The following is a 9640-nucleotide window of genomic DNA, read 5'->3' as shown; positions in this document are numbered from 1 at the left end:
TCCCTCAATATTGCTTTACATCTTTTTCAATTATGTGTATATTCACATAATTTCCTCACTGCATTTTTTAAATATTATTTCATTTTTTCACATGGTTTCTCTCTGAATCTCATTTTTTCTAAAACGATCCGGACTGCATCCATAGTATTCGCGGAAGCTCTTGCAGAAATACGATGGATTCGTAAATCCTGTTTCCGCACAAACCTGTACAATCTTTTTATTTGTTGTACACAAAAGCTCCTTTGCCTTTTCCAGTCTGAATTTCCTGATGAACTGAGCAAGACCTTCGCCTGTCTCTTTCTTAAAAATATAACTCATATAGCCCGGTGACAGGTACACTTCCGCACTCAGGAATTCAAGATTTATGTCTTCCTGATAATGTGCATAGATATAGCTTTTTACTTTTTCAACTTCACTCCTGTTACTGTTTTTGACAGAAAACAGTTTTTGCTCAAAAAGATGTATCGTCTCTTCCAGTGCCTCTGCAACTTCCTGAATATTTTCTACATGAAACATTTTTTCAATCACATTTGAATATTTTTCAACCGGATAATCCATCTGCGTATACATGCTCTTGATCAGATTAGTGCATACGAAATTCATATAAATATAAGAAAATCCTGCTCCATATTCCTTATATTTCATAAACTTGTTGTAATGCTCCCACAGATGTGCAATATCATGAAGCCTGATATCTTCTTCCATTTTTTCGACCATTTCAAGAGGAAGCTCATAATTCTCTTTGTTTTCCCAGTTTGTATCCGGCATAAAAATCCATTGATCGGCTCGGTAATACCTGTTTTCCATGAGACTTTCCAGTTCTTTCATTCCCTGTGGAATTGCCTCTTTCCCTTCGAGCTGACTGGAAACTGCAATATAAATCTGTCTGCCGCAGCTTTTTTCAACAAACTCAAATATATGTTTCGCAAGAATCTGAAAATCTACTTTAACATTCTGTTCAAAACAAAGGATGGAACTGTCCGAGTCATAATTCAGATAATGAAATGAAAATGGAAGTTCTTCTGTCAGCATCTGTTCAAAATCGCCGTCATAGTTCTCAAAAAAGCCATCCTCACCATTCAGCAGCAACATTCTTCCGGTTCTGTTCCACCAGGAAACATCCAGAATTTTCATTGCATCATCCATAATTTCAGATTTTCCATTATGGATAAATTTATGCAGAAAATACTGCCCAAGAAACTCCTGTTTTTTCTGCATTGCTTCTTCGTTCTGTTTCTTTTTATCCAGATATGACATGACACTATCCATGACATTTTTAAATTCCTGTGGATCTACCGGTTTCAGGATATATTCCAGCACGCCATTGCGGATTGCTTCTTTAGCATAATTAAAATCACTGAATCCACTGAAGATCACAACTGCCATATCTGGATTCATAATTTTTGCCTGGCGTGTAAGCTCAATTCCATCCATAAATGGCATCCGGATATCACTCAGCAAAATCTCCGGTTTTTTTTCTTTCAATATTGTTAATGCTTCTTTTCCATTCACTGCCTCCAGAATTTCAAGATTATAATTTCCCATCTGGAGAAGAGCTGCGATTCCTTCTCGTTCGATTCTCTCATCGTCAACAATCAGAACGCTTCTCATTTAGTCTACCCCCCCCCGAATATTTTCGGATTCGATATCTCTATTTTTTTCCTTTCTTTATTTTAACAGCTACTGCCAGTCCTGCGCATGCACCTGCTGCCAGAAGGAACACAAACAATGCGATCGGTGTATTGTCTCCTGTTTTTACGCTCATTTTCGTACTGCTTCCCGAATCATGGCTGCCCGGGTTTCCTGATCCTGGTGGTGTTTCTTTTTCCGGCTGGTTAACTACCTGAACCTCCTCTACTGTTCCTGACAGGGTTTCATATTTTCCTCCGTTTTCTGTAACTTCCCCGGCTTTGGAAATTTCAAATGCAGCTGGCTTGTCAGATTTTACAAATCCATCCGGTGCTTTTGTCTCAACAAACTGATATTTTCCAAAAGGAAGCCCGGAAACCTGCAGTTGTCCGTTTTTATTTGTTGTCAGTGAAACATTTAACTCTTTCCAGGAATCTCCGTTCTTTTGCTTCAGCCTGAAGCAGGCGCCTTCCAAAACGTTTCCATCCGGATCTGTTTTATTCAGGATCACTGCACCCACCTGTGAAACACATTTCACTGTAACCTCAGGATGATAGTTTTTTTCTCCGCTTTCTGTAGATGGAAGCAGGATCAGCGTGCTCTCTGCAAGTGCCTTATCCTGTCCGGCTGTCTGTACTGCAAAATACAGTCCCGGAGAGAGTCCTTCATAAAGAAGTATTTCATTTGCTTTTTTTGTTTTCTGTATGCCCTTCAGTTTCTGTGCTGCCACATATTTTTCCAGTGTCTCTGTAATCTGTGAAACGTTTTTTGCTTCTGAAAGCTGTTTCGTCGTGATGCCACAACCCTGAAATTCTTCTGTCATTGTATATTCTTCATCTGCATACGCAGCAACCTTATACAACGTCATTTCTACTTCTGCTGCATCTGAATGAAGCTGTATTGCAATGCTTCCTGTTGTTTCTGCCTTTACCGGCAGTACCATCAGCATCAGCATCAGCAGACAGATCAGTGCCAGTACTGTCCATTTCTTATTCTTTTTCATTCGATCTCCTCCTTTTATGTTTGAACCATATATATAACACGATCAGAATGATTCCCACAAAAACTGCATAAACGACTGTACTTACAGGTTTGTCTGCCTTCTCCTGTGAATCCGCAGTCACCGGATTCTCTGTACGTTCTCCCCTGACCAGAAGCCTGTGACTGTTTACGCCATAGGGGATACACGTCAGAAGTGTTACATAATCTTTTCCTTCTTCTATCTGAAGGGCATCTGTTTCATCTGGAAGTACCACACTGATCCGGTCCACTTTATAGGTCAGTATTTCATCCAGTTCATGAATATAAAACAGATCTCCTTCTTTCATTTTATCCAGATGTGTAAAAAGCTTTGCTGTAGGAAGTCCTGTGTGTCCGGCAAGTACACAGTGCGTAGAAGCCCCACCCACTGGAAGAGATGTCTGCTCCATGTGTCCAACTCCTCTTGCCAGAACGTCTTCCTCTGTTCCTTCATATATAGGAAGCATCAGCTGAAGCCTCGGAATCTCCAGATAACCAATGGCATCTGTTGCTGCAAGCATCTCATCATAGCTTATCGATGAAGTACTTTCTTCTGATGCCAGTGTGCGATTATATTCTATCACATTTTCTTTGATATGTCTCAACTCATCCTGACTGGTATTTCTGACAGTCTCACTGTAAATTTCAATTTCATTTCCGGCCTTGTATTCACAATACCAGTTGCTTACTGTGGCATACATTGCCAGACACAGGCCCGCTGCTGTGATCAGAATCCCAATCATCAAAATAACTTTTCTGAATTTCTCTTTCATAATGATATTATACCTCATTCTCTCTATATTTTAAAAAGTTTTTCTGTTTTATTGAATATAAAAAAAACAAGAATGATGTAAATAATTTTATGTGATTTCGTATTAATGTATAAAGTAAAAAAAGAGCCATGACAATATCGCCATAACTCTTTAAAAAAAATACTATATTAGAGATTTGTATATCCCATCAGGGATTCATCTACCGCTCTGGCAGCCTCACGTCCTTCACGAATTGCCCACACAACCAGAGACTGTCCACGGTGCATATCACCCGCTGTAAAGACTCTCTGAACAGAAGTTTCATATGCTTCCGGTTTTGTCTCTACATTTGTACGGCCGTTGATATTTACTTTAAATGCATCGGTAACATATTTCTGACTTCCGAGGAAACCTGCTGCGATCAGCACTACCTCTGCCGGAATTACTTCTTCTGTTCCCTCGACCGGTACCATCATCATTCTTCCGGTCTTTTCGTCTTTCTGCGGTTTCAGTTTGACAGTTTTGGCCTTGCACACGTTTCCTTTTTTATCTGCAATAAATTCTGTGACTGTTGTCTGATATGCTCGCGGATCATGTCCGAATACAGCAATTGCCTCTTCCTGACCATAATCTGTTTTGAGGATACGCGGCCACTCCGGCCATGGATTGTTTGCCGCACGCTCTGCCGGAGGCTTCGGCATCATCTCAAGCTGTGTCACAGATTTTGCTCCGAGACGTATACTTGTACCTACACAGTCGTTACCGGTATCACCACCACCGATGACCAGCACATGTTTATCTTTTGCCAGTTCATACGGAACTTTCTCGAAATTCGAATCCAGAAGAGTCTTTGTTACCTGTCCGAGGAAATCTACGGCGAAATAAATTCCTTTTGCTTCTCTTCCCGGGGCTTTAATATCTCTTGGATTGGATGCTCCACATGCAAGGATGACACGGTCATATTTCTTAAGAAGTTCTTCTGCTGTAATGTCTTTTCCTACATTTGTATTTAATACAAACTTAACACCCTCTTCTTCCATTAAATGGATTCGTCTGTCTACGACTGATTTCTCCAGTTTCATATTCGGAATGCCATAACGGAGAAGTCCGCCCGGGCGGTCGCTTCTTTCATAAACGGTAACGCTGTGTCCACGTCTGTTTAACTGCTGTGCTGCTGCCAGACCGGAAGGTCCGCTTCCGACAACAGCAATTGTTTTACCGGTACGCACACGCGGAATCTGTGGTTTTACCCATCCTTCCTGCCATGCAGTCTCAATAATTGCTCTTTCATTTTCTTTTGTGGATACTGGTTCGCTGTCCAGATTGCAGGTACAGGCTGCTTCACAGAGTGCCGGACATACTCTGGAGGTAAACTCCGGAAAACTGTGTGTCTTGGAAAGTCTTAAGTATGCCTGTTTCCAATTACCTGTATAAACCAGATCATTTGTTTCCGGCACAAGATTGTGCAGCGGACATCCGGAAGCCATTCCGTTAAGCATCATTCCTGACTGACAGAAAGGAACTCCGCATGCCATACAGCGTGCGCCCTGAATGGTCTGTTTTTCTTTGCTGATCGGAGTCCGGAATTCATTGAAGTTGGCGATCCGGACTTTTGGAGGCAGCACTTTGGCTGTCTCTCTTTTATATTCTAAAAATCCTGTTGGCTTTCCCATGTTTCCTCATCCTCCTTAATGCTTTGCTCCGATGCTTTCATAAAATGCTTCCATCTGCGCCTGTTCACTTGTCAGACCTTTTTCTTCCAGTTTTGCACTGAGTGTGATCATCTTCTTGTACTCATTTGGAATCAGTTTCTTAAAGTGAGGCAGATAATAGTCAAAGTCGGCAAGCACTTTTGCACCTAATTCGGAACCTGTAGCCGCAACATGGGCTTCGATCAGATCACGAAGTTCTTTTTTGTCATATTTATTTTCCACTTTCTCAATAGAGATCATTGCTTTGTTGATGTTCTTATACAGCTTGTTCTCCACATCCAGAACATATGCAATACCGCCGCTCATACCTGCTGCAAAGTTCTTTCCGGTTCTCCCGAGAACAACAACACGACCACCTGTCATGTACTCACATCCATGTTCACCGACACCTTCTACAACAGCATAGGCACCGGAGTTACGAACTGCAAAACGTTCACCGGCAACACCATTGATAAACGCATAGCCACTGGTTGCACCATACAGAGCAACGTTACCGATGATGATATTTTCTTCTGGTTTGTATGTAGCTTTTTCCGGGACTCTAACGATCAGCTTACCACCGGAAAGTCCTTTTCCGAAGTAGTCGTTGCTGTCACCGGTCAGATTCAATGTAAGACCTTTCGGAATAAATGCACCAAAGCTCTGTCCACCTGCTCCGTGGCAGTTGATCACTACTGTATCATCCGGCAGCCCTGTTCCGGTCTGTCTGGTGATCTCCGCACCAAGGATCGTACCGAAAGTACGGTCTGTATTGGTAACATCCACACTTAATTCCACGTGTTCTCCTTTTGAGATTGCCTTTGCACATTTCTTAAGAAGAATTTTTTCATCGAGTGTCTTCTCCAGTTCAAAATTATATACTGCTTTCGGGTCAAAGGTCACTTTCTGACCATTTCCGGCATATGGATTATTCAAAATCGCACTTAAATCCAGTTTTCCTTTATGTGGTTCGACTGCATCCGGAGACTGTTTTAGGAGATCTGTACGTCCAACCATTTCATCTACTGTATGAACACCAAGACGTGCCATATATTCTCTCAGTTCCTGAGCAATAAATCTCATAAAGTTTTCTACATATTCCGGTTTTCCGCGGAAGCGTTTACGAAGCTCCGGATTTTGTGTTGCAACCCCTACCGGACATGTGTCCAGATTACATACACGCATCATTACGCAGCCCATAGTTACAAGCGGAGCTGTCGCAAAGCCGAATTCTTCTGCACCGAGAAGTGCTGCAATTGCAACATCACGGCCACTCATCAGTTTACCGTCTGTCTCAATACGAACACGGTTACGCAGTCCGTTCATAAGAAGTGTCTGATGTGTCTCTGCAAGGCCGAGTTCCCACGGAAGTCCTGCATTGTGGATAGAACTTCTCGGTGCGGCACCTGTTCCACCGTCATATCCGGAAATCAGGACTGTCTGTGCACCGGCTTTTGCAACACCTGCTGCGACAGTACCGACGCCAGCCTCTGAAACCAGTTTGACAGAAATATCTGCATATACATTTGAATTCTTTAAATCGTAGATCAGCTGCGCCAGATCCTCGATGGAATAAATATCATGATGCGGCGGCGGTGAGATCAGAGAAACACCCGGTGTGGAATGACGTGTTTTGGCAATCCACGGATATACCTTCTTTGCAGGAAGATGTCCTCCCTCTCCGGGTTTTGCGCCCTGCGCCATCTTGATCTGGATTTCTCTTGCCGATACAAGATAACGGCTTGTTACACCAAATCGGCCACTGGCAACCTGTTTGATTGCGGAACAGCGGTCATTCTTGCTTCCGGCAGAAGCAATACGTTCTGCACTCTCTCCACCTTCACCTGTATTGGATTTACCATGCAGATGATTCATCGCAATTGCAAGTGTCTCATGTGCTTCCTGAGAAATAGATCCATAGGACATTGCACCTGTCTTGAATCGTTTTACGATTTCATCCACACTCTCGACTTCTTCGATCGGGATTGCCTTTTCCGGATAATTAAACTCCAGAAGACCTCTGAGTGCACCATGGCTTTCTTTATCTGCCAGCGCTGTATATTGTTTGAAAAGATCGTAGCTTCCTGTCCACGTAGACTCCTGCAGAAGATGGATCGTCTGTGGGTTGTAACGATGTTCCTCTCCCTGACTTCTCATTTTATGTGCGCCGACACTGTCCAGTGTAAGGTCTGTATCAAGGCCTAACGGATCAAATGCCTCGGAATGCAGTTTTTCTACATTATCTTCAATGTCTTCCAGTGTAATTCCACCTACACGGCTTACAGTTCCTGTAAAGTATTTGTCGATCACTTCCTGAGAAATACCGATTGCCTCAAAGATCTGGGAACCCTGATAAGACTGGATCGTGGAAATACCCATTTTGGACGCAATCTTGACAATACCGCTTAATACCGCATGGTTATAGTCTTCTACTGCTGCATAATAATCTTTATCCAGCATATGATTGTCAATCAGCTCACGGATGGTTTCCAGAGCAAGATAAGGGTTAACAGCACTTGCGCCATAGCCGAGCAGTGTTGCAAAATGATGTACTTCTCTTGGTTCCCCGGATTCTAGTATGATAGCAAGAGATGTACTCTTCTTTGTCTTTACCAGATGCTGATGTACCGCGGATACTGCAAGTAATGACGGGATCGGCATATGGTTTTCATCCACACCTCTGTCTGAAAGCACCAGAATATTTGCACCATCACGGTATGCTTTATCTACTTCTACAAACAGGCGGTCAATCGCACGTTCCAGTTTTGTACTCTTATAATAAAGAGTTGAAACTACCGCTACTTTAAATCCCTCATGTTGCATATTCTTGATTTTCAGCATATCGGTATTTGTCAGTATCGGATGAACGATCTTCAGTACATGACAGTTCTCCGGCTGCTGTACCAGAAGGTTTCCGTCTTTACCGACATATACACTGGTAGAAGTAACAATTTCTTCACGGATCGCATCGATTGGCGGGTTTGTAACCTGTGCAAAAAGCTGTTTAAAATAATCAAATAACGGGCGGTCCTGATCAGACAGTACAGCAAGTGGTGTATCCACACCCATTGCACCGATACTCTCAGCTCCGTTCAGCGCCATGTTGCGGATAGAAGTACGATATTGTTCATACGTATAGCCGAATGCTTTCTGCAGACGCGCACGCTGTTCATCTGTATATTCTTCCATACGGATGTTCGGGATCTTAATATCTTTAAGCTGTACCAGATTGCTGTTCAGCCACTCACCATATGGCTGCATGGTTGCATATTTTTCTTTCAGTTCATCATCATCAATAACTTTTCCCTGAATGGTATCCACAAGCAGCATTTTGCCCGGATGCAGACGCTCTTTTAATACGATCTTGTCTTCCGGTACCGGCATGACACCAACTTCAGAAGAAAGGATCATATAACCATCAGAAGTAATATAATATCTGGACGGACGCAGACCATTACGGTCAAGGACTGCTCCCATCACATCACCATCAGAAAACAGAATGGACGCAGGCCCATCCCATGGTTCCATCATTGTTGCATAATACTGATAAAAGTCTCTCTTTTCCTGCGAAATCGTATCGTTATATGCCCATGGTTCCGGAATCGTGATCATGACTGCAAGCGGAAGCTCCATACCACTCATAACCAGAAATTCCAGTGTATTATCCAGCATTGCAGAGTCAGAACCATTGCGGTTTACTACCGGAAGCACTTTATGAAGCTGACCTTTCAGATAAGGCGATTCCATATTTTCCTCTCGTGCAAGCATTTTATCCGCATTTCCACGGATGGTATTAATCTCACCATTGTGTACCATAAAGCGATTCGGATGTGCTCTCTCCCAGCTCGGATTGGTGTTTGTACTGAATCTGGAATGTACCATGGCGATCGCAGATTCATAATCCGGACTTTGAAGATCTGCAAAGAATGTGCGAAGCTGTCCTACAAGAAACATACCTTTATATACGATCGTACGGCTGCTCATAGACACAACATAAGTATTATCATTACTCTGTTCAAACTCGCGGCGTGCAATATACAGCATTCTGTCAAACGGCAGCCCTTTTTCTACTTCTTCCGGCTTTTTGATAAATGCCTGCATGATGTATGGCATACATTCTCTTGCTTTATGACCGAGAACCTCCGGAATTACCGGCACGGTTCTCCATCCGAGAAGTTCCAGTCCTTCTTTTTCCACAATGATCTCAAACATCTTTTTCGCCTGTGCACGTTTGATCTCATGTTGTGGGAAAAAGAACTGGGCAATTCCGTATTCTCTCTCATCACCGATCTCAAATCCTTCTTTCTTACAGGCTTTTTTGAAAAATTTATGTGAAATCTGCAGAAGGATACCAACACCATCACCGGTCTTTCCCTCTGCATCTTTACCGGCACGATGCTCCAAACGTTCTACAATCCTGAGAGCATTGGCAACTGTATCATGAGTTTTTTTACCTTTTATATTTACAACAGCACCGATACCGCAGTTGTCGTGTTCAAATTCACTGCGGTACAGACCATGATTTTCTCTGCTTACTTCCTGCATATT

5 protein-coding genes are annotated in these 9640 nt (G+C 42.8%); all 5 read right to left on the bottom strand.

From position 1 onward, the window contains the following. Positions 1-87: 87 nt before the first annotated feature. The 5 genes from BQ7344_RS00110 to gltB all read right to left on the bottom strand — a co-directional run bounded on the left by BQ7344_RS00110 (position 88) and on the right by gltB (position 9637). Positions 88-1611, bottom strand: coding sequence for a response regulator transcription factor (locus BQ7344_RS00110; protein WP_072520893.1), 1524 nt, complete (start codon positions 1609-1611; stop codon positions 88-90). A 40-nt stretch (positions 1612-1651) separates the two neighbouring features. Next, on the bottom strand, positions 1652-2632 hold the full coding sequence (locus tag BQ7344_RS00105; protein WP_072520892.1) for a prealbumin-like fold domain-containing protein: 981 nt from the start codon (positions 2630-2632) through the stop codon (positions 1652-1654). After that, positions 2619-3422, bottom strand: a complete 804-nt coding sequence (locus BQ7344_RS00100) for a class C sortase (RefSeq protein WP_083585444.1) — start codon at positions 3420-3422, stop codon at positions 2619-2621. Before BQ7344_RS00100 ends, BQ7344_RS00105 begins: the two co-directional genes overlap by 14 nt. 167 nt (positions 3423-3589) lie before the next feature. Next, a complete protein-coding gene (locus BQ7344_RS00095) occupies positions 3590-5074 on the bottom strand; it encodes a glutamate synthase subunit beta (protein WP_072520890.1) in 1485 nt (494 codons plus the stop codon). 15 nt (positions 5075-5089) lie between these two features. After that, a complete protein-coding gene (gene gltB / locus BQ7344_RS00090) occupies positions 5090-9637 on the bottom strand; it encodes a glutamate synthase large subunit (RefSeq protein ID WP_072520889.1) in 4548 nt (1515 codons plus the stop codon). Between the last annotated feature and the right edge of the window lie 3 nt (positions 9638-9640).

This window comes from Blautia sp. Marseille-P3087 (assembly GCF_900120195.1).
Classification (GTDB): Bacteria; Bacillota; Clostridia; order Lachnospirales; family Lachnospiraceae; genus Blautia_A.
This window is presented reverse-complemented; position numbering and strand designations above follow the sequence as displayed.